Below are 21,306 nucleotides of genomic sequence, written 5' to 3' on the forward strand. Positions count from 1 at the left end.
ATTGCGCCCTCCTCTCACCGGGAGGGCGCACGTATTTTGCAGGAGAGATTATGAAAAAAGATGTCATCCTGGTCCTCGACTGCGGTGCAACCAACGTTCGGGCAATTGCCGTTGACCGACAAGGCAAGATTGTTGCCCGCGCCGCAACGGCCAATGCGAGCGAGGTTGTCGCTGAAAACGATGCCTGGCACCAATGGTCGCTCGACGCCATTCTGCGACGCTTCGCTGATTGCTGCCAGATACTATCGACTGAACTCTCGGCCTGTCGAGTCCGCGGCATCACTGTGACGACGTTTGGCGTGGACGGTGCGCTGGTCGATGAATCAGGTCGTTTGCTTTACCCGATCATTAGCTGGAAATGCCCGCGCACCGCGGCAGTGATGGAAAACATTCGCCGTTATATCGCCCCGGAGCAGCTCCAGACCCTTTCTGGCGTTGGTGCCTTCACTTTCAATACCCTCTACAAGCTGGTGTGGTTGAAAGAAAATCATCCACAGATGCTGGAACAGGCCCACGCCTGGCTGTTTATATCTTCCTTGCTCAATCAGCGCCTTACCGGGGAATTCACCACCGATATCACCATGGCAGGTACGAGCCAAATGCTGGATATCCATAATCGGGATTTCAGCGCGGAAATACTACAGGCAACCGGACTACCTCGCCGCCTGTTCCCGCGTCTGGTAGAAGCCGGAGAGCAAATTGGTACACTGCAACCTGACGCCGCGACGCTGCTAGGGCTTGCGACAGACATACCGGTTATTTCTGCGGGGCATGACACTCAGTTTGCGCTGTTTGGCGCAGGTGCCGGACAGGATGAACCGGTCCTCTCATCCGGGACATGGGAGATCCTGATGGTGCGTAGCGCGCAGGTCGACACCTCGTTACTCAGCCACTACGCGGGTTCTACCTGCGAGCTGGACAGCCAGAAAGATCGCTATAACCCCGGCATGCAGTGGCTCGCTTCTGGCGTACTCGAATGGGTACGTAAACTACTCTGGACGGCAGATACCCCCTGGCAAACGCTCATTAATGAGGCTCGTTTACTGCCCGCAGGTGCCGAAGGCGTGAAGATGCAGTGCGATCTGCTCACCTGCCAGAATGCTGGCTGGCAAGGGGTGACGCTCAATACCACCCGCGGCCATTTTTACCACGCTGCCCTGGAAGGCTTAACGGAACAACTGCGGCGTAATCTACACACGCTGGAAAAAATCGGCCATTTCCACGCGACAGAACTGCTGCTGGTCGGCGGCGGTAGCCGCAACATTCTGTGGAACCAGATCAAAGCCAATATGCTCGATATTCCCATAAAGGTGTTAGATGACGCCGAAACCACCGTCGCTGGCGCGGCAATGTTTGGTTGGTATGGTGTTGGCGAATTTACCAGCCCGGAAGCAGCAAGAGCGCAGGTCAGCTACCAGTACCGCTATTTCTACCCACAAACCGAACCCGAACTTTTCGAGGGCGCATGAGATGCTAAAGACTATTTCACCGTTGATATCCCCTGACCTGCTGAAAGTGCTGTCAGAAATGGGTCATGGAGACGAAATCATTTTTTCTGATGCCCATTTCCCGGCACACAGCATGGGGCCAAAAGCGATCCGCGCCGACGGTCTACAGGTGAGCGACTTGCTACGCGCCATCATCCCACTGTTTGAACTCGACGCGTATGCCCCAGCGCTGATCATGATGGCCGCAGTGGAAGGCGACTCGCTCGATCCCGATGTTGAAACTCGCTACCGCGATGCGCTTTCCCTGCAAACGCCCTGCCCGGAAATCACGCGTATTGGCCGCTTCGATTTCTACGAGCGCGCACAAAAAGCCTTTGCGATCGTTATCACAGGAGAGCGCGCGAAGTACGGGAATATTCTTTTAAAAAAAGGGGTAACGCCGTAATCTCGTGCCGGTACGCCCGCATAACGTGGGCCGTCGCCGAATGATGGAGTGACAAGAGATGAAAGCGGCGCGCCAGCAAGCCATCATAGACCTGCTGATCAATCATAAAAGCCTGACGACGGAAGCATTGTCCGTAGAGCTTAACGTCAGTAAAGAGACGGTTCGCCGCGATCTCAGCGAACTACAGGCACTGGGCAAAGTGCTGCGTAACCACGGGCGCGCTAAATATATTCATCGCGAAAATCAGGATAGTGGCGACCCATTTCATATCCGTCGCAAAAGCCACTTTGCTCACAAAGCGGATATCGCCCGAGAAGCGCTGGCCTGGATAGAAGAAGGCATGGTTATCGCGCTCGATGCCAGCTCGACCTGTTGGCATCTGGCGCGCCAGCTTCCCGATATCGACCTTCACGTTTTCACAAACAGCCAACCGATCTGCCAGGAGTTGAGCAAACGCGAACAGATTCAATTGACCTGTTCTGGCGGCACCTTACAGCGCAAATATGGTTGCTACGTCAGCTCATCGCCGGTTTCACAGCTTAAATCGCTGGAGATTGACCTGTTTATTTTTTCTTGTGAAGGCATCGACAGCAACGGCGCACTCTGGGACTCGAATGCGGTCAATGCCGATTTTAAATCGCTGCTGCTTAAGCGCGCTTCGCAATCGCTATTACTGATTGATAAAAGCAAGTTTGATCGTTCAGGCGAAGCCGCAATTGGGCATCTGGATGACGTGACGCATATCATTTCTGATGCGCACATGGTGGTGAAATAGCCCCCGGGTTTCAAGCCCGGGAGCCTTGCCGGTGTTATCGCTCGTCCCGACGCCCACCTACTGCCGCCCACCAGCGACGGACATGCACCGTCACTTCTTCACGGTCGTGGTAAAGCTGACGCGCCTGAATTTCTGCGTTAATGCCCTGCGCGCTCAGCTGCTCCTGAATATACGCCAGGTTTTGAGACACCTCTTCGTAGCGTTTTTTCATTGGCAGCTTGAGGTTGAAAATGGTCTCACGGCACCAGCCGTTAACCAGCCATGTCGCCATCAGTGCGGCCACTTTTGCTGGCTTCTCAACCATATCGCACACCATCCAGGTAATGTTGTTGCGGGTCGGACGATAACGGAATCCGTCTTCACGCAGCCAGGTCACCTGTCCGGTATCCATCAAGCTCTGCGCCATTGGGCCGTTGTCGACAGAAGATACCCACATGTTGCGCTTCACCAGCTGGTAGGTCCAACCGCCGGGACACGCCCCGAGATCGACCGCATACATCCCGTTCGCCAGGCGCTCATCCCATTCGTCTGCTGGGATAAAGACGTGGAACGCCTCTTCCAGTTTCAGCGTGGAACGGCTTGGCGCATCGGAAGGGAATTTCAGACGCGGAATCCCCATATAAAACGGTGAGTTGTTATTGGAGTAGGAATAACCCGTGTAGCAACAGCCGGGAGCAATAAAGAAGACATGCACGACAGGACGTTTTGTTGTCTCGTAGTTCGTCAACACGCCCACTTCACGCAGAGCAGCACGCAGTGGAACGGTTAACTTGCGGCAAAACTTCATCAGCTCTTTGCTTTCGTTAGTGTCCGCCACTTCGACGCGCAAATCCCCGCCCTTCTCTACAACACCTTGCAGCATGCCAGAGATAGGAGAAATACGATCTTCTGGCGGCAAGTCGCGCAGCAGTTCACCCGCTACAAACATCTGGCGAGCAAAGATCATTGAGCTGAACGGAAGCTCACGCACCAGCTTATCGGCCTCTTCGGGCTGATAGCATTCGAACACGACATAGCCCGCGTTCTCTTTGACACGCGCGAAGCCGAACACTTCCCGACGTGCAGCTTTATCCGTAATTTCCGCGGCGCACTCTTTCTCAAACCCCGGGCGACAATATAAAACAACCTTATTCATGAACAACGCCCTTGCGTTTCAGACGGATAGCTCCGACAAACATCAATACCCAACCGGCCAGGAAGCTAAAGCCGCCAACCGGTGTAACGAACGCCCACAGGCGTAAATGCGACAGTGCGAGGCAGTACAAACTGCCACTGAAAAGCACGGTTCCTAGCGCCATGAAGACGCTGCTCCAGTAAAACCAGATGCTAATTCGACGCTGCATCGCTACCGCAAGCCCAAAGATTGCCAGCGTATGAAACGCTTGATATTCAAGGCCGGTCTGGATCCAGCCCATCTCGACAACCCCTAAGGACTTACTTAACACGTGGGCGCCAAAAGCGCCCAGTGCGACAAAAATAAAGCCACTGACTGCGGCAAAAATCAGCATGAAACGGCTGGTCATGTTTCTGTCCTAAAGTTATGCGTGCCCGGCACACAAAAGAAGTTTTTACTCATAGCGAAAACGGAATTTTTCTTGCTCATGTGCCGCCTTCACCAGTATCCACTGCCGGAAGGCGGCTATTTTACCCAGTTCTGCCTGACTGTCATGACAAACCAGATAAAATGCATTCTTGCTGACCAGAACATCATTAAATGGACAAACCAGACGGCCTGCCTCAATTTCGGACTGGGCCATGACGTTATTCGCTAACGCCACGCCCTGTCCGTGAATCGCAGCCTGTAACACCATCGCGCTGTGGCTAAAGATGGGGCCATGCTGCACATTTATATGGTTAAGACCTAATTGGCGGGTATAAGTTTGCCAGTCACGGCGAGACGCATCATGTAAAAGCGTATGTTGCGCCAAATCAGCAGGCGTTTTCAACGCTTTGTCGCCGGTAAGCAATAATGGTGAGCACACCGGTAAAAGATATTCTGCGTATAATTTTTCAACGCGCAAGCCCGGCCAGTTACCTCGGCCATAAAAAATAGCCACATCTACATCATCCGCGAGCTTATCTTCCTGGCGGTCCACAGCCTGAATCCGAACGTCAATTCCCGGATAAGCTGAGTTAAAGCTTGAGAGCCTTGGCACCAGCCATTGAATGGCAAAACTGGGTAATAAACTTACCGTCAACGCACCCTTAGCACTTCGCGCCTGAAGTTTACGAGTGGCTTCGGTCAGTTGGGAAAAAATATCTTTGATATCCTGAAAATAGCTCTGGCCTTCTTCCGTTAAAAGCAGGGAACGGTTGCGGCGACGAAACAGCTTGAGGCCCAGGAAATCCTCCAGTGACTTGATTTGATGACTTACTGCGGCCTGCGTCACAAATAGCTCATCGGCTGCGCGAGTGAAGCTGAGATGACGCGCTGCGGCATCAAAAACACGTAATGCATTGAGAGGTGGTAATCGCTTCGACATGGTTATAGGGCTTAGATGTTAAAGGAATTTAACATATAGGAAACAACGTTTAACCTATTAGTTTTTTTAATCTGAGCCATTATAATTTGTCCGTTGAGGAACTACCAGCAAATACCTATAGTGGCGGCACTTCCTGAGCCGGAACGAAAAGTTTTTTGGAATGCGTGTTCTGAAGGGCTTTTGGCTTACGGTTGTGATGTTGTGTTGTTGTGTTTGCAATTGGTCTGCTATTCAGATCATGGTAGCAAAGCTACCCTTTTTTCACTTCCTGTACATTTACCCTGTCTGTCCATAGTGATTAATGTAGCACCGCCTATTTGCGGTGCTTTTTTTTGCCTAAATTTCCGTTACTTATTCAGCTCTACCATCTCTTTCACATCTGAACGGTTAATCTGCTGCTTGTTACCATTCGCATCTTTATACGAAATCATTCCAGTCTCATTGTCGGTTTTTGGTTTGCCATCCGACACGATGGTTCGACCATCATTGGTGTGCATAACGTAGTTATTACCAGAACACGCGCTCAGAGCAAAAGTCATCACACAGGCAGAAAGGATTGCGGCAGTCTTATTCATGATTTATCTCCTTTAGCAATTAATGCTATTTAAATCTCAATTAGTAACAGGCTTATGCTTATGCCTAACACTATTCAGCATAACCTGCTTCCAGGGAACTGCCAGGATAAGCAGACAATTCCGATAGAGATCAACTGCCTTGCCCTCTTGTGAAAATTGCGCGACGATCCAGTGATTAGATGAGGAATTCCATGAACGCTTTTAGCCCTGCGCACTTTAGCGCACAGTTTCCGGCGCTGGCCGATGCCGGTGTCTATCTTGATAGTGCTGCAACAGCGTTAAAACCGCTGGCCGTTATCGAGGCGACTCAGCAGTTTTATAGCCTCAGCGCAGGTAATGTCCATCGCAGCCAGTTTGCACAAGCCCAGCAATTGACAGCACGTTACGAGGCCGCCCGCGATCAGGTTGCCCGCCTGCTGAACGCCGAAAGCGGAAAAAGCATTGTCTGGACGCGCGGCACCACCGAGGCGATTAATATGGTCGCTCAGTGCTATGCGCGTCCGCGCCTGCAACCCGGTGATGAGATTATTGTCAGCGAAGCAGAGCATCATGCGAATCTGGTGCCGTGGCTGATGGTGGCGGAACAAACCGGGGCGCGCGTTGTAAAACTCCCACTGGGTAGCGATCTTCTGCCCGATATCGCACAACTCGCTGAGCTCATCACACCGCGCAGTCGGATTCTGGCGCTGGGGCAAATGTCTAACGTGACGGGCGGCTGCCCCGATCTGGCCCGAGCTATTGAGATTGCTCACGCCCATAATGCGATCGTAATGGTGGACGGTGCTCAGGGCGTGGTGCATTTCCCGGCTGATGTACAGAAGCTTGATATCGACTTTTACGCCTTTTCAGGTCACAAACTTTACGGACCAACCGGAATCGGTGCGCTTTACGGCAAACCGGAACTGCTGGCGCAAATGAGCCCGTGGTTAGGTGGTGGCAAGATGATCACCGAAGTGACTTTTGATGGGTTTAAAACGCAGGAAATTCCTTATCGCCTTGAGGCGGGAACGCCAAACGTGGCGGGTGTAATTGGATTGAGCGCCGCGCTGGAATGGCTGGCTGAAACTGATCTCAGCCAGGCCGAATGCTGGAGTCGTGGTCTAGCGACGCTTGCCGAAGAAGAACTGAAAGAACGCCCCGGTTTTCGATCCTATCGGGTTCAAGACTCAAGCCTTCTGGCATTTGACTTTAAGGACGTTCATCACAGCGACCTCGTGACGCTGCTGGCAGAGTACGGTATCGCACTGCGCGGGGGACAACACTGCGCGCAGCCTCTTCTGGCGGCACTGGGCGTAAGCGGGACGCTTCGCGCGTCTTTCGCACCGTACAACACTCAACGCGATGTAGAAGCGCTCGTTGCAGCTATCGATCGCGCTCTTGAATTACTGGTGGATTAATGACGAGTTCCGCTTTAGCCGGGCATCCTTTCGGCAGCACGATTACTGAAGAGACGTTGCGGCAAACCTTTCTTCCGCTCACGCAGTGGGAAGATAAATACCGCCAGCTGATTATGCTGGGCAAAAAGCTCCCGGCTCTTTCTGACGAGCTTAAGGCGCAGGCCAAAGAGATTGCCGGCTGTGAAAACCGTGTCTGGCTTGGGGTCGCATCTTCAGGGGATAAGCTGCATTTCTTTGGCGACAGCGAGGGGCGTATTGTTCGCGGCCTGCTGGCCGTATTGTTGACGGCAGTCGAAGGTAAAAGCGCAGAGCAACTGCTGGCAGGCGATCCCCTGGCCCTGTTTGAGGAACTGGGTTTACGCGGCCAGTTGAGCGCTTCACGCAGCCAGGGATTGACTGCGCTTAGCGAAGCAGTACTCAACGCTGCGCGACAAACTCAAGCCTGACGACTGGCTTTTGCCAACATTTTCTTAAGCGCGTGCGAAACCGCGATAAAACCAAAGGTTGCGGTGACCATTGTCGCCGCACCAAAACCGGATGCGCAATCCATCCGCTTGGGGCCTTCCGCCGTGCTTTTCATTGCGCAGACCGAGCCATCGGCCTGCGGATACACCAGCGCTTCTGTTGAAAATACGCAGTCTACGCCCAGCTTTCCTTTACTGTTTTTCACCACGTTGAAATCGCTCTTCAGCCTTTCACGCAGTTTGGCAGCCAGTGGATCCTGAATGGTTTTCGCCAGATCGGTCACCTGGATTTGTGTGGGATCGATCTGTCCACCTGCGCCGCCTGTTGTCACCAACGGAACCTTGTAGCGTCGACAGTAAGCAATCAGCGCGGCTTTTGGCCGCACGCTATCGATAGCGTCAATGACATAGCTAAAGCCCGCGCTCATATATTCCGCGACGTTATCCGCGGTCACGAAATCATCAATCACCGTGACGCGACACTCTGGATTGATCAGGCGAATACGTTCAGCCATCACTTCTGACTTAGCCAGCCCTACGCTATCGCGCAGCGCATGGATCTGACGATTGGTATTTGTGACGCAGACATCATCCATATCGATCAAGGTGATCGCGCCAATGCCGGTACGGGCCAACGCTTCTGCCGCCCATGAACCGACCCCGCCAATGCCAACCACACAAACGTGCGACTCCGCGAACAGTTGCAGGGCTTTTTCACCATATAAACGTGCCGTGCCGCCAAAGCGTTGACGCCAGGCATCGCTGATTACCACAGACATAAGACCTCAGATGTAAAAAGGGTGAGGTTTCACCCTCACCCTGCCCCTCTCCAGTCAGGAGAAGAAGGATAGCTATGTGTTCGATATTACCACAATTAGCCGCTGAAAACGTTGCCAGCACCGGGCGCTGGTTTCAGGACCCATACGCGACCATAGTGGTTATACCAGCCCGCACGATGCCCGGCATCCGGACCAACGCCCTGGTAAATATCAAAGTGCTGACCTTTAATCGCGCCACCAACATCCAGAGCGACCATCAGGCGTAATTCGTACTGACCGCTGAACTTACCGTTATTATCTAGCTGCGGCACTTCAGCCAACAGCGTGGTACCTGCCGGAATAATAGAACGATCCGAGGCGACCGACGCACGGCCAATCAGCGGCACTGCGCTCGCACCTTTCACTGGCGCATAGTTTTGCGGTTTAAAGAAGACGAACGACGGGTTCTGCTCCAGCAGCTCACGCACGTCGGCTTCGCTGTGCTTTTCACCCCATTCGCGAATAGCCTGCATCGACATATCTTCTTTCTTTACTTCACCACGATCGATAAGCACCTTACCGATACTGCGGTAGGCGTGGCCGTTCTTGCCAGAGTAGCTAAAGAAGTTAAGCGGTGAACCATCACCAAAATCAATATAGCCGCTGCCCTGTACGTCCATGATGAAGTTGTCCATCAGAGAGTTGCTGTAGGCCAGCACGTAAGTTTCGTTTAACGCGCCTGAATAGATGTCAGCGCGAGACGGCAAACGACCCCGTTTCGGCGGCATGCGGTAGATTGGATACTGGAACTCGCCCTGGCGAGTGTGCCGCGCCTGAACGACCGGCGTGTAGTAACCGGTAAACTGAACGTTGCCGTAGTTATCGGCACCTTCCATCTGCCATGCATCTATACCGTACTGACGCATGGTCCGTGTATCGCCCCCGGCACGCAGCCAGTCCTGGACGGCGTTATACACGCTGTTCTGCGAGCCGTATAGACGAGGTGACGCGGTGCGGATCTGACTGACCTGCTCGGCAAAGTCACCTGCGTTGATTGGCGCACCCACCGCATCTGGCTGGTTAACTAAAGAGAAAGGCTGGGTGAATTTCCCATCTTTATATTGCTGACCCCGATCGGTCGGTTTAGAGGAGCAGGCCGCAAGCATCGCTACCATTGCGCCCGTCATTAGATACTTCGCCCAACGTCCTTTCATTATATCTCGTCTTGTAGTTGCCCTTTATCTTCGTGATGAAGATAACAAACCGCCAGGGCTATTGAAATGTGATCACATCACCTAAAGCCAATTTTGCGCAATAAATAGGCCAGATGTCGCGATGTCGTTCAATTCATATACTATTTTAGTTTTTTATGTGAAAAAGGGTTGCATCAAAAAGTCATCCGAGTATAGTGCGCATCCACGGACGCGGGGTGGAGCAGCCTGGTAGCTCGTCGGGCTCATAACCCGAAGGTCGTCAGTTCAAATCTGGCCCCCGCAACCAATTAAGCAGTACAATGTATAATTAAAGCGTTTACTCGATGGAAGAGTAAAACCGGACGCGGGGTGGAGCAGCCTGGTAGCTCGTCGGGCTCATAACCCGAAGGTCGTCAGTTCAAATCTGGCCCCCGCAACCAACTATGCAGTAGTTTGAAAGCAGTAAGAAGATTACTCGATGAAGAGTAAAGACGGACGCGGGGTGGAGCAGCCCGGTAGCTCGTCGGGCTCATAACCCGAAGGTCGTCAGTTCAAATCTGGCCCCCGCAACCAATTCTTCTTAAAACATTAAGCACCCTTTTGGGTGTTTTTTTGTATCTGTCATTTGTGAATGCGCCGGGCGTGACCCGGCTTGTAAACACTATCCCAGTCTCGCTAACGTCGCGCCGTCTGAGAAATACGCCTTTATCCCTGCCAAAATAGATTCTGCCACTTCCTGTTGGAATTTCGCTGTTTTGAGTTTCCGTTCTTCTTCTACGTTACTGATGAACGCAGTTTCGACGAGGATTGAAGGAATATCCGGGGCTTTCAACACTGCAAACCCAGCCTGTTCAACGCTGTTTTTATGCAGCTTATTCACGTTACCAAGCTTGCCCAGCACCGCTTTACCAAACTTCAGGCTGTCGGTAATGGTTAATGACTGCACCATATCGAACAGGGTGTGATCGACATAACGGTCACCGCTTTTACTGACGCCCCCGATAAGGTCAGAGGCGTTTTGCGAATCTGCCAATAGCCGCGCGGCGGTGCTGGTTGCGCCTTTAGTTGAGAGCGCAAACACCGACGAACCGCTGGGCTGCCGGCTGGTAAAGGCGTCCGCATGAATGGAGACAAAAAGGTCAGCTCGCTGTTTCTGCGCTTTAGCAACGCGGACTTTGAGCGGAATAAACACGTCCTCATTTCGCGTCATATACGCGCGCATATTGCCTTCTTTGTCGATCAGCGCTTTCAGCCGTCGGCCAATTTGCAGCACTACGTCTTTTTCGCGCGTGTGATATTTGCCTACCGCGCCGGAGTCTTCACCGCCGTGCCCCGGATCGAGCATGATCACTATCGGACGATCGCGCCCTGCCTTACCCGGCTTCGGACCACTTTGTGCAGGCGGAACCTGCTTTTCCAGATCGCCTTTGTTGTAATCTTCAAGTAGCGCAAGCAGTGGATCCTGAATGTCCGTCGCGTTGGCTGGGTAAAGATCCATCACCAGACGCTCTTTAAACCCAGCCACTGGCGCAAGGGCGAAAAGCTGCGGCTTCACGTTCTGTTTAAGCTCGAAGACCATACGCACGGTTTGTGGATCAAACTGTCCCACGCGGGCTGATTTAATGTAAGGATCGTCACCGCGAATCTGTGCTCCCATGCCTTTGAGCACGGAATTCAAATTAACCCCTTCGATATCCACCACCACACGCTCAGGATTGCTGAGTGCAAACTGCTTATATTTCAGCACCTGGTTGGACTCTACGGTCACGCGTGTATAAGTCGAAGACGGCCAGACGCGTACCGCCACAACCTGGCTGACGGCAGCAAGCGCAACCTGACTAACGCTGAGCAACCACATCGCTCCAGCGCCTTGTAACAAGCGGCGACGACTTATTTTTGTTTTGGATCCCGACATGCCTCTCCCGAGCAAGAAATCAAATTCATACACAAAATGCCCAAATTGACCGAAAACTTTAACGAATGACGCATAACCTGTCATCAATAAAAGGGTAAACAATCATGCATTAACGCACGTATGACTTAATCATTTCTATGGTTCAACAATAATTTAGGCTTGCGCACACGGCAATAATCGAATAAAAATACAGAAAATACGAATAAACATTCATTGAGGGTTGTGCCGTGGTAAAGGAACGTAGAACCGAGTTGGTCCAGGGATTTCGTCATTCTGTCCCCTATATTAATACCCATCGCGGAAAAACGTTTGTCATCATGCTGGGTGGCGAAGCCATTGAGCATGAGAACTTTTCCAGTATTGTCAACGATATCGGCTTGTTGCACAGCCTAGGCATTCGTCTGGTTGTGGTGTACGGTGCGCGTCCGCAAATTGATGCTAACCTCGCGACACACCATCATGAACCTCTCTATCACAAGCACACCCGCGTCACCGATGCCAAAACCCTTGAACTGGTTAAGCAAGCCGCTGGCCTGCTCCAGCTCGATATCACGGCGCGGTTGTCGATGAGCCTCAACAATACCCCGTTGCAGGGCGCGCATATTAATGTGGTGAGCGGCAATTTTATCATCTCACAGCCGCTGGGCGTGGACGATGGGATCGATTACTGCCACAGCGGGCGTATCCGTCGTATCGACGAAGAAGCCATTCATCGTCAGTTGGATAACGGGGCAATCGTTCTGATGGGGCCGGTCGCGGTTTCCGTTACCGGGGAAAGCTTTAACCTCACCTCTGAAGAAGTCGCCACCCAGTTGGCCATTAAGCTGAAAGCAGAGAAGATGATCGGTTTTTGCTCCTCTCAGGGTGTGTTTAACGAGTCCGGCGATATCGTTTCCGAACTGTTCCCAAACGAAGCACAGGCACGTGTAGAAACGCTGGAGCAGCAAGGCGATTATCACTCTGGTACGGTGCGTTTCCTGCGGGGGGCGGTTAAAGCGTGCCGTAGCGGCGTGCGTCGCAGCCATCTAATTAGTTATCAGGAAGATGGCGCGCTGCTGCAAGAGCTGTTCTCTCGCGATGGTATCGGCACCCAGATTGTGATGGAAAGCGCAGAGCAAATTCGTCGCGCCACCATCAATGATATCGGCGGTATTCTGGAATTGATTCGCCCGCTGGAGCAACAAGGCATTTTGGTTCGCCGTTCGCGTGAGCAGTTGGAAATGGAAATCGACAAATTTACCATTATTCAACGCGACAACCTCACCATCGCCTGCGCGGCGCTTTATCCTTTCCCGGAAGAAAAAATCGGTGAGATGGCCTGCGTAGCAGTGCATCCAGATTATCGCAGCTCGTCGCGCGGAGAGGTTCTGCTGGAGCGCATTGCCGCTCAGGCAAGACAGATTGGCCTGAGCAAACTGTTTGTGCTGACGACGCGCAGCATCCACTGGTTCCAGGAACGCGGATTCACGCCGGTAGACATCGACTTGCTGCCGGAAAGTAAAAAAGAGATGTACAACTATCAGCGCCGCTCAAAGGTACTCATGGCCGACCTGGGCTAATCCCCAACCGCACTGTTAAAGTGCTTCGAAAATCGCGCTTAATCCGCTGCGGCGCTCCGTACGGGTGGTGACGGCCTGCGCCAACACCCGATCGTCGGCATACAGCGACAGCCGTTTGCGCGCGCGCGTAATAGCGGTATAAACCAGCTCGCGCGTAACAACCGGCGACATCTGCGCGGGGAGAATAAGTGCCGCATGATCAAACTCTGAACCCTGCGATTTATGCACCGTCATCGCCCACGCCGTTTCGTGCTCAGGAAGACGGCTAGGCTGCACCGACTTCACGCTGCCATCAGGCATCTGAAACCACACGCGTAGCCCCTGCCCACGATCGAGAGCAATTCCGATATCACCGTTAAACAGCCCAAGCGCGCTGTCATTGCGGGAGATCATTACCGGACGTCCCTCGTACCAGCGCGAGTGCTGCTGGCGGGTAATTTTACGTTTCTGAACGAGCACTTGCTCCAGACGCTCATTCAACCCCGCTACGCCAAACGGGCCTTCTCGTAGCGCGCACAACAGCTGGTATTCGCCAAAGGCGGCAATAACCACTTCCGGGCTTTCCTGCTGCTGCACACAGGTCAGATAACGCTGATATCCCAGCAAGGCATCATCTAGCATAGCCAGATACTCTTCGCCGGTTTGCAGCTGTTTTTTCTCTATATCGCTGAAAGACCCGCTAAACACGGCCCTGATAGCCTGACGATCGCCACGATTGACCGCCGCCGCAAGCTGGCCAATTCCGGAGTCACTGCCAAAACGGTAGCTTTTTTGCAGTAGACATAAACTGTCGCGCAATGCCCCGGCAACCAGACTCGGTTCACCTTCAATAGGGGCATTGGTGAGCTGCGCTAACTCCTTCGCCCGCGGTGTGGTATAGCCGACGCTGGCATAATGACAAATATCCCCCAGCACTGCTCCGGCCTCCACCGAGGCCAGTTGATCGCGATCGCCCAGGAAAATAACCCGGGCGTGCGGCGGCAATGCATCAATCAGGCGCGACATCATGGTCAGGTCGATCATGGAGGCTTCATCCACCACCAGGACGTCAAGATGTAGCGGATTACCCGCGTGGTAACGCAGGCGCTGACTGCCCGGCTGCGCGCCGAGCAAACGGTGCAGCGTGCTGGCTTCATTCGGGAAGCGTTGCCGCTGCGCGTCAGTAAGTGGGAGAGAGTGTAAAGTGCCGCCCAGCGACTGGGTAAGACGCGCTGCCGCTTTACCCGTCGGAGCCGCCAGACGGATACGGCATTTTTGCTCACCTGCCATCTGAATAAGCGCCGCGAGTAATTTAGCCACCGTGGTCGTTTTACCTGTCCCAGGGCCGCCGGAAATCACCGAAATCCGTCGCGTCAGCGCCACTGCGGCGGCCACTTTTTGCCAGTTCACCGATTCAGTAGAAGCAAATAAGGTATCCAGAGTGTGTTGTAATTGCTTAGCGTCATACTGCAACGGCTGATTGGCTTCGTTGAAGAAACGAGCAATGGCAAGTTCATAGCGCCACATACGGTTAAGATATAACCGCCCGGCACTGAGAATTAAGGGCGTTGCCGCGTCTCCGGTGCTTACGGCAGCTGATTCTAGCAACGTATCTTGCCAGTCGACCGTCTCACCCAGCATTGCAAAACATGCCTGAAGCGGTGCCGACGTTTTGTCGTCGACGACAAGGCGCGAGAGCGGCAAACAAACATGCCCATCCCCTGCGTCTTTACTCAGGATAGCTGCCGCTAGCATGACGGCGGGCCGATCGTGACCTGCTACCATCATGGCAAACTGCACGTCGAGCTGGCGAAGCACGCGCTGCTCTACGGCCTCAAGCAATAACTTTTGCATCGTCATTGAACCACCTCCTCTGTGCTTGCGGCGAAAAGCCGGTCCATTTTATCAATCAGCTCGCCGTCAGGACGGGTGGTAAAGATCCCGGAGCCTGGTTTATTCACATCAACGCCGCGTAAAAAGAGATAAATCACACCACCGAAACATTTTTCGTAGGTGTAGTCAGCAATGCGATGACGCAGATAGCGGTGCAGCGCCAGCGTATACAGCTGATACTGTAGGTCGTAACGGTGCGACTGCATCGCTGCGGCCATCGCTTGCTGGGTATAGGCCTCGCTGTTTTCGCCCAGCCAGTTGGACTTGTAATCGAGCAGGTAATAGCGGCCTTCATGACGGAACACCAGATCGATAAAGCCTTTCAACATGCCGCTTACCTGGCGGAAGTTGAGCGGCGGGCAGTCTTTCGAAAGCGGATCGTGTTCGCGAATAATGGTATCAAGAGCATCAGCCGTAAGCGGCCCGGAAATCGGTAGATAAAACTCCATCTCGACCTGTTTGTCTTTGGCAGTAAGCTGGCTCAGCGAAACGCCCTCTTCCATTAATGGCACCTGCAAAACAGACGCAATCCACTGCGTCATCACGGGTTGCCAGTGCTCCGCGTAGCCTCCTTTTTGCAGCATCTCCAACACCCATTCCTCTGATACTGGCTGGGTGAAATCAAGCGTTTCAAAAAGGCTATGTAGAAATGTGCCTGGCGATGCGCCACGCGGAAACTGATGCGGCGTCAGTGCGGGTTGTTCAAGCACTTCACCGACGCCTGAAGCGTCTACATCCAGTCGCGGCATGAGGTCTTGCGCAAACGTCTGGCCATGCTGCTGTAAGCCGGAATAGCTGGTAACGCGCCAGTCATCAACGAGGGTTCGCGTGATTTGTCGCGCGTCGAGTTCCGGAGCAGGTTGCTCTGGCATTTGCCAGCGAGCATTATCCGGTTGGCCAGGCACCGTTAGCGCGATGTTGTCATCGCACAACGCTTCAAGACGCTGGCGAAGCCCGAGAGCGTCTGTTGGCTCCCCCTGTTGAATCAGCCGTCCTAATGCGCTGTGATGGAAATCAGTCTCGCCGGACTTCTCTCCACGACGGCGGAAAATCGGGGCCACACCCAGACTGCAATGCCAGATGGAGCGAGTCAATGCGACGTACAGCAGGCGTAAATCTTCTGCCAGGCGCTCGGCCTCGGCAAGTTCAATACTCGTCTGCGCCTGGCTGAGATCGAGAACCGGTTCAAACGACACGCGATCGTGATAAAACGCCTGATCCTGCGCACGATAATTGGCGATAAACGGCAACCACACCAGCGAATACTCCAGCCCTTTCGACTTATGGATGGTGACTATCTGAACCAGATGCTTATCGCTTTCCAGCCGCATCTGCTGGCTTGCTGCATTGCTATTAGGATCGGCAAGGTGTTGCGATAGCCAGCGTACCAGCGCATGTTCGCTTTCCAGTTGCGATCCCGCTTCTTGTAATAGCTCGCTGATATGCAAAATGTCCGTAAGACGCCGCTCACCACCGGGTGTTGCCAGCATATTTTCGGCAATCTGACGCCGTGTGATGAGCTCGCGCAGCATCGTCATCACACCACGCTTTTGCCAACGCTCACGATAGTAGGCAAATTCCTCTACCGCTTCATCCCATTGATTTTCATCGTTATTCAACGCATCGATATCAAGCGCATTAAGACCCAGCATTGAACTCGCCAGCGCGCTTCGCAGCGTGCTTTCACGTTCTGGCGTCAACACGGCCTGGAGCAGCCAGAGCATCTCCTGCGCTTCCAATGTGTCGAATACGCTGTCGCGATTAGAAAGATAAACCGAAGGAATATTGAGGACCGTAAGCGCATCACGTACCAGTGATGCCTCCTGTCGACTGCGTACCAGAACGGTAATATCCGACGCCCTGACTGGCCGAGACGTTTTCTCTTTCCACAGTACGGCCTCTCCGCTCACACCTGCGCTGAGCCAGTCACGAATTTGCGCGGCGCAGTGCTGAGCCATGGCGTTCTGGTAGTCAGCAACACCGCAGCCCTCACCTTCCATCAGGCAAAAATTCATGGCGGGCTGGTCGATACCTTTAAACTCAAAGCGAAGGGAGGCATTTCTCGCCGCTGACTTTACCGGATGAAAAGGAATCTCCCGGAACATAAAGGCATTGTCCATGCGCTCAAAAAGCGCATTCACGCTTGCCACCATACCGGGCGCTGAGCGCCAGTTGGTATCCAGCGTGTAGTGAGCTTCCACTTCGCTGCGCGCTTTCATGTAGGTGAAGATGTCTGCACCACGGAAAGCATAAATCGCCTGCTTAGGGTCGCCAATCAGCAGCAATGCGGTATCAGGTTGCTGACGCCAGATACGACGAAAAATGCGGTACTGTTGCGGATCGGTGTCCTGGAATTCATCAATCATCGCCACCGGGAAACGGGTGCGAATAGCAGCAGCAAGCGCTTCGCCGCTTTCACTTCTAAGGGCTTCATCCAGACGGCTGAGCATATCGTCAAACCCAAGTTCGCCGCGACGACGCTTCTCGCGTGCAACCGTTTCACGTATCTCCGCCATCGCGCGGGTAATCATTAAATCGTTAAGCGTAAGGGGCTCGGCTAGCAGTGTCTCGATAGCGATAAACAGCGGATGTTCAGGGACGATCCCGTCCGCTTTGGTACGTTCTGTCAGAAAACGCTGAGAGAATTTTTCCAGTGCATCAGGCAACTGATAGCCGCGCGTCTCTTCCTGCGCCCAGGCTGTGATTTTTTCAATCCATTTTGCCTGATTGCCCCGGTTGAACTTGCGTCTGTCGATACCGGAGCTTTCGATAATCGCGTCAATATCGCCAACCGATTCACACCATTTTTGCTTCAGGGCGACAATCAGCGAGACGATTTTTTCATGACGAGACGCCAGCGTTTCGTCCGCCGGAGGCGGTGATTTGATAACGGGCGCTTCACCCTGTAAATAACGATCGATGGCACGCAGCAGTGCTTCTGGGCCTTTCCACAATGCATGTACTGCTTCAGCGATATCGCGCGAAAGCGGATAACAGTGGCGACGCCAGAAATCCGCACACGCCTGATAGCGAAGCTCGGATTCATCTTCGATAAGCTGTTGCTCAAAGAGCATGCCTGATTCGAACGCATTCAGACTCAACATGCGCTGACAGAAACCGTGAATGGTAAAGACCGCAGCTTCATCCATTTGACGCTCAGCAAGCAGCAACCACTGTGCGGCTTGTTGTTTATCGGCTATCTCTTCAAGAAGACGGGCATAAAGCGGGTCATTTGTAGTTTGACGCAAACAGGCAATACGCAGTTCATGAATGTTTGTTCGGATACGGCCACGCAGCTCTGCCGTCGCGGCCTCGGTGAAGGTCACCACCAGCAGCTCTTCCACGCTCAGCGGTCGTGGAAAAGCGGTATTACCGCCAAGACCTAACAGCAGACGCAGGTAAAGCGCGGCAATAGTAAAGGTTTTTCCCGTTCCCGCTGAGGCTTCAATCAATCGTTCACCCTGAAGAGGTAAACGTAAGGGATCAAGGGACTCAACGGTATCGGTCATTCTTTCTTGCTCCAGGGCATAGTTTGTTGCAATGCGCTGACGCTCTCCCACACCTTCCAGCCCTGCGGATTAACATAGTCCGCTTTTCCATTCTGGCTGCCGGAAACCTGGGATAAGCATGCCATGCCTTGCGGCTTCACCACCGCCTGGTGGAAGAAATCGGCAACCTTTTGAGGTGTCAGCTGTTTTATCTCAGCCACTACTTTATCACGCGAATCGAACGCCAGATTACCTCTGTCAAAATCTTTGCTGAGCTGCGACGCTTCTTCACCTAACGTTTGCGGAGCCTGCAACACCTGGGCAATAACCGCCTGCTGGATTTGGGCGAACTCTTCTGGCTTCATCGCTCGCAGTTTTTCTTCTGCTTGCGGGAAGAAGGCCTGATAACGCCTCCAAAGGAAAGCGGGCTGCTTGTCACTACTTTGCAGCAGGAATCCCAGGCCCCACTGGCGACCCACGTTCATTGAGAACGCAAATACCGCATAGCCAAGCTGCTCTTCGGTGCGCAATTGGTTGTAGAACCACGGCTGGATAATTTGCCCTAATACCGCGCTGTAGGCAGAACTGGCAAACTCGTCATAACCGGTAGGAACAAAGACTGCAGCGAGTGCGGAATCGGTGCTGCTACCTGCTTTTTCAAAGATGACATTCTGCTGCTTTTCAACCAGCACATCCTGATTACGACACCACTCATTACCGTGCGCGCCCAGTTGGGTGCGAACATTCTGCGCAAGCGTCTTTGCCTGCTCTTCGCTCATATTACCGACAATCAGAAACTCGGGACGGGAGTTGGTTTTCAGCGCGGTGCGGTAATCCATCACCTCTTTCAGCGAAATAGATGGCAGCAATGCACGACGCGTTTCACGTTGGAAATAGGGGATTTGCGACAGCATCTGCACAGGCATAATCGCCTGGTCAAAAGCTTTGCCCTTCTCCGCCGAATCCATCATTTGGGCATACCAGGATTTAGCCTGCTCAAGCTGTTCTTCCGTCGGGGTATAGCTAAAGTATCCTTCCAGCAATGCCTGGAACAACTGCGGCAAACGCTGGGTATAACCGTTAGCATTCACCATCAGCCCATTGTTGGCATTGGTCGAGAAACTGATCCCTCCCACCGCAGCCTGATTGCTGAGCTGATCCAACGCGATCCCTGCCAGATAATCGTTCAGCGCGAATATCACCTGATTCTTAGCGCTGTCCATAGCCTGCGGATTACGCAGAATGACACTCACATCAGCCTTGGGCTCGCTAGCAAAATAGCGGCTCGGCGTATAAACCACGCGAAGCGTTGGTTCGTTAACGATCAGTTCTGGATGCGGGTAGTCCTTTGCAGGCTTAACCAACGTGAAGTCATCAGGTATGTAGGGGTTTAACTCCGGCAACTTCAGGCTAATTTCACCCGCTTTTTTCTGCCAGGCTGCAAAGGTTTTCTCGCCGATCTTGTCAACCTGATAAGGGGCGTCGACGAAATAGGCGGTTTTGTTGTGCGGCTCTTTCGGGCTGATGTACCAGATACGAGCATTTTGCGGGGTCATCATCGCCAGACGCGCCTTGATGGCTTCTGCGTCATACTGGTCGGCGATGTTAACCGCATCCAGGGTATGCTCCACCGGAACGCGGATCATGGTATCGGCCAGCCATTCGACATAATCCATATCGCGCGTAATGGACGGATAACGGAAGTCGAGATCCAGCACATGCGCCAGTTCATCAAAGTAACGCTTATCCACGCCCTTTTCGCGCAGCAGCGACAGATAGCTGAAGATAGCCGCGACAACTTCATCACGATGCGCGAGGCCTTTATCGGTTAGGGTTGCAGAAATCGCCAACACGCCGCTGTTGCCGTTTACTACTGGATCGGAGTCAGCGCGGATCCCTTCTACCAGCCCTTGTTTTTGCAGCCAGTCTGAAAGCGTATCCGGGCTACGATTGCCGATAAGGTAGGTAACCAGTTCATCCGTTTTGCTGCGGAACTGCGCCGTATTGTTTTCAATACGGAATTCTACGCGCAACACCTTGCGAGGCATTGCAGGAACATAATGAATGATGACGCCTTTTTGTTCATCAGTGACCAACGGAACCGTAATCTGCGGCCTTTCGATGTTTTTATTGGGTACGCGACCATAGGTTTGCGCGGCAATCCTCGCCAGGTCAGGCAGCGGCTTGTTGCTGTAGATAACCGCCTTCATTAAGTTAGCGGAATAGTATTTATCCCGAAATGCATGCAGAGCATCTAGGACCGGGTTGTTCGGTTTATCGCTCAACGTTTCCAGATTACCACCTGAAAAACGTGAGCCTGGGTGCGCCGGGTTGATAGTTTCGGCGCTGACCTGCGCCATGCGCATGCCGTCTCGTGTACGCGCCATCGTCAATTCGGCATTCACCGCATTACGCTCACGATCGGCGTATTTTTTACCCAGCAAAGGCGAGGCAATAGCATCGGCCAGACGGTCAACGGCCCCTTCCAGCGCGTCGTTTTCGACTTCGAGATAAAACGCCGTGCGATACGGTGCCGTGCTGGCGTTGTGGCTACCGCCATGCATTTTCAGGAATTCAGAGAGGCTATCCGGCTGTGGGTACTTTTTAGAACCCATCAGTGTCATATGCTCAAGATAGTGCGCAAGGCCAAGATGTGAATCTGGATCTTCCAGTGAGCCAACCGGCACCACCAGCGCAGAAAGGGATTTAACCGCCTGCGGATCGGAAACCAGCAGCACGGTCATACCGTTATCAAGGCGAATGGCCTGATACTGACGGGTGTCTTTTTCGCTCTTACGGATTGTTTCCTGAACGGGTTGCCAACCGGTGTCTGCCTGAGTGAGGGGAGCCCAAAGGGCGACAAACAATACAAACGCTTTCAACAAGGTGCTGCCTGGCATTCACTACCTCTTTATCACGGCTACATCATTAACA

16 protein-coding genes and 3 tRNA genes are annotated in these 21,306 nt (G+C 53.2%); 9 read left to right on the plus strand and 10 right to left on the minus strand.

The genetic code is table 11. The features are described 5' to 3' along the window. Positions 1 to 50: 50 nt before the first annotated feature. From fucK to fucR, 3 genes are read left to right on the plus strand one after another with little or no spacing between them, the layout of a single operon-like run. Positions 51 to 1,469, plus strand: a complete 1,419-nt coding sequence (fucK, locus tag AC6EMZ_RS18160) for an L-fuculokinase (protein ID WP_498404160.1) — start codon at positions 51 to 53, stop codon at positions 1,467 to 1,469. Between the two features lies 1 nt (position 1,470). Then, positions 1,471 to 1,893 (plus strand): L-fucose mutarotase, encoded by a 423-nt coding sequence (gene fucU / locus AC6EMZ_RS18165; RefSeq protein WP_498404161.1) that lies wholly within the window; start codon positions 1,471 to 1,473, stop codon positions 1,891 to 1,893. Between the two features lie 58 nt (positions 1,894 to 1,951). Beyond that, the gene (gene fucR, locus AC6EMZ_RS18170) at positions 1,952 to 2,668 is read left to right on the plus strand and encodes an L-fucose operon activator (protein ID WP_498404162.1); all 717 of its coding nucleotides are present in this window, start codon (positions 1,952 to 1,954) and stop codon (positions 2,666 to 2,668) included. Positions 2,669 to 2,702: 34 nt separating this feature from the next. Here fucR and rlmM read toward each other — a convergent pair whose 3' ends face one another. The 4 genes from rlmM to AC6EMZ_RS18190 all read right to left on the minus strand — a co-directional run bounded on the left by rlmM (position 2,703) and on the right by AC6EMZ_RS18190 (position 5,726). Next, complete coding sequence (gene rlmM, locus AC6EMZ_RS18175; RefSeq protein ID WP_498404163.1) at positions 2,703 to 3,803, minus strand: 23S rRNA (cytidine(2498)-2'-O)-methyltransferase RlmM; 1,101 nt, start codon at positions 3,801 to 3,803, stop codon at positions 2,703 to 2,705. Next, on the minus strand, positions 3,796 to 4,191 hold the full coding sequence (locus AC6EMZ_RS18180; protein ID WP_498404164.1) for a DUF423 domain-containing protein: 396 nt from the start codon (positions 4,189 to 4,191) through the stop codon (positions 3,796 to 3,798). Before AC6EMZ_RS18180 ends, rlmM begins: the two co-directional genes overlap by 8 nt. Before the next feature lie 45 nt (positions 4,192 to 4,236). After that, the gene (gene gcvA, locus AC6EMZ_RS18185; protein WP_498404165.1) at positions 4,237 to 5,151 is read right to left on the minus strand and encodes a glycine cleavage system transcriptional regulator GcvA; all 915 of its coding nucleotides are present in this window, start codon (positions 5,149 to 5,151) and stop codon (positions 4,237 to 4,239) included. Between the two features lie 347 nt (positions 5,152 to 5,498). Then, positions 5,499 to 5,726 carry a YgdI/YgdR family lipoprotein gene (locus AC6EMZ_RS18190; protein ID WP_498404166.1) on the minus strand — a complete coding sequence of 76 codons (228 nt, stop codon included), beginning with the start codon at positions 5,724 to 5,726 and terminating at the stop codon, positions 5,499 to 5,501. 191 nt (positions 5,727 to 5,917) lie between these two features. On the opposite strand from AC6EMZ_RS18190, the gene csdA reads away from it, so the two are divergent. After that, complete coding sequence (csdA, locus tag AC6EMZ_RS18195) at positions 5,918 to 7,123, plus strand: cysteine desulfurase CsdA (protein ID WP_498404167.1); 1,206 nt, start codon at positions 5,918 to 5,920, stop codon at positions 7,121 to 7,123. Further along, positions 7,123 to 7,569, plus strand: coding sequence for a cysteine desulfurase sulfur acceptor subunit CsdE (csdE, locus tag AC6EMZ_RS18200; RefSeq protein ID WP_498404168.1), 447 nt, complete (start codon positions 7,123 to 7,125; stop codon positions 7,567 to 7,569). Before csdA ends, csdE begins: the two co-directional genes overlap by 1 nt. On the opposite strand, the gene tcdA is transcribed toward csdE, so the two are convergent. Both tcdA and mltA read right to left on the minus strand, forming a co-directional pair. Beyond that, positions 7,560 to 8,366, minus strand: coding sequence for a tRNA cyclic N6-threonylcarbamoyladenosine(37) synthase TcdA (gene tcdA, locus AC6EMZ_RS18205; RefSeq protein ID WP_498404169.1), 807 nt, complete (start codon positions 8,364 to 8,366; stop codon positions 7,560 to 7,562). The two genes, csdE and tcdA, sit on opposite strands and share 10 nt — an antisense overlap. A 95-nt stretch (positions 8,367 to 8,461) precedes the next feature. Beyond that, the gene (gene mltA / locus AC6EMZ_RS18210; protein WP_498404170.1) at positions 8,462 to 9,559 is read right to left on the minus strand and encodes a murein transglycosylase A; all 1,098 of its coding nucleotides are present in this window, start codon (positions 9,557 to 9,559) and stop codon (positions 8,462 to 8,464) included. 209 nt (positions 9,560 to 9,768) lie between these two features. On the opposite strand from mltA, the gene AC6EMZ_RS18215 reads away from it, so the two are divergent. From AC6EMZ_RS18215 to AC6EMZ_RS18225, 3 genes are all read left to right on the plus strand, one after another. Continuing rightward, positions 9,769 to 9,845 (plus strand) — tRNA-Met (locus tag AC6EMZ_RS18215). 56 nt (positions 9,846 to 9,901) lie between these two features. Beyond that, positions 9,902 to 9,978, plus strand: a tRNA-Met gene (locus tag AC6EMZ_RS18220). Between the two features lie 56 nt (positions 9,979 to 10,034). After that, positions 10,035 to 10,111, plus strand: a tRNA-Met gene (locus tag AC6EMZ_RS18225). A gap of 88 nt (positions 10,112 to 10,199) precedes the next feature. Here AC6EMZ_RS18225 and amiC read toward each other — a convergent pair. Then, positions 10,200 to 11,453: an N-acetylmuramoyl-L-alanine amidase AmiC gene (gene amiC / locus AC6EMZ_RS18230; RefSeq protein ID WP_498404171.1), complete on the minus strand. Its 1,254-nt coding sequence runs from the start codon at positions 11,451 to 11,453 to the stop codon at positions 10,200 to 10,202. A gap of 227 nt (positions 11,454 to 11,680) precedes the next feature. Between amiC and argA the strand changes: the two genes are divergently transcribed. Next, positions 11,681 to 13,012 carry an amino-acid N-acetyltransferase gene (gene argA, locus AC6EMZ_RS18235; RefSeq protein WP_498404172.1) on the plus strand — a complete coding sequence of 444 codons (1,332 nt, stop codon included), beginning with the start codon at positions 11,681 to 11,683 and terminating at the stop codon, positions 13,010 to 13,012. A gap of 15 nt (positions 13,013 to 13,027) precedes the next feature. Here argA and recD read toward each other — a convergent pair whose 3' ends face one another. From recD to ptrA, 3 genes are read right to left on the minus strand one after another with little or no spacing between them, the layout of a single operon-like run. Beyond that, positions 13,028 to 14,851: an exodeoxyribonuclease V subunit alpha gene (gene recD / locus AC6EMZ_RS18240; protein ID WP_498404173.1), complete on the minus strand. Its 1,824-nt coding sequence runs from the start codon at positions 14,849 to 14,851 to the stop codon at positions 13,028 to 13,030. Next, entirely contained in the window at positions 14,848 to 18,393 is a 3,546-nt protein-coding gene (gene recB / locus AC6EMZ_RS18245) for an exodeoxyribonuclease V subunit beta (protein WP_498404174.1), read from the minus strand. The genes recD and recB overlap by 4 nt, the downstream gene beginning before the upstream one ends. Continuing rightward, positions 18,390 to 21,272 carry a pitrilysin gene (ptrA, locus tag AC6EMZ_RS18250; RefSeq protein ID WP_498404175.1) on the minus strand — a complete coding sequence of 961 codons (2,883 nt, stop codon included), beginning with the start codon at positions 21,270 to 21,272 and terminating at the stop codon, positions 18,390 to 18,392. Before ptrA ends, recB begins: the two co-directional genes overlap by 4 nt. Positions 21,273 to 21,306 lie beyond the last annotated feature (34 nt).

The sequence above is a fragment of the Enterobacter sp. SCRI0065 genome (assembly GCF_059766475.1).